The sequence below is a fragment of the Micromonospora sp. AMSO31t genome (assembly GCF_008868175.1).
Taxonomy (GTDB): domain Bacteria; phylum Actinomycetota; class Actinomycetes; order Mycobacteriales; family Micromonosporaceae; genus Micromonospora.
Window position 1 is genome coordinate 1 of the sequence record NZ_WBKT01000354.1, and the last position, 446, is coordinate 446.

Genomic DNA, 446 nt, shown 5'->3' on the forward strand with positions numbered 1-446 from the left:
GTTGCGTTGAGGTTGCGCCGCTGTAGCGCTTCCAGGCGCTCACGCCGAGCCGGCCGGTGTTGCCGAGGTCGACCGGCCCGTCCAGCTCGACCGGGTACGCGGGCCGGCCCGGCAGCGGGGCGACGTCGAGGTAGGCGCCGTTGCTCGCCACCACCGTGGCGTCGGTGACCAGGTTGCGCCAGAGCAGCGCGGCGGCGGCCCGCTCGCCGGGGCGCAGGACGATCCGGGTGGGTTGCTGGTCGAAGCCGGACGTGATCGCGCGTGCGCCGGGGATGACCTGCACCGCCAGCGGGTCCCGGTCGGCGTCCCGGAGGCTCGGCGCGGGATAGCCGTGCAGCACGTACGGGCGGTTGCCGCAGTTGACCAGCTCCAGGCCCATGGCCCGCAGGCCCATGGCGGCGCTCACCCCGAGCTCGGTGATGCGGATCCCCTCGGGGGAGCAGGCC

At 75.1% G+C, this 446-nt stretch carries 1 protein-coding gene; it reads right to left on the minus strand.

Annotated features, from left to right (window positions below):
* On the minus strand, window positions 1-446 hold a 446-nt coding region (locus F8274_RS30910), incomplete at both ends, for a DUF4232 domain-containing protein (RefSeq protein ID WP_151465934.1).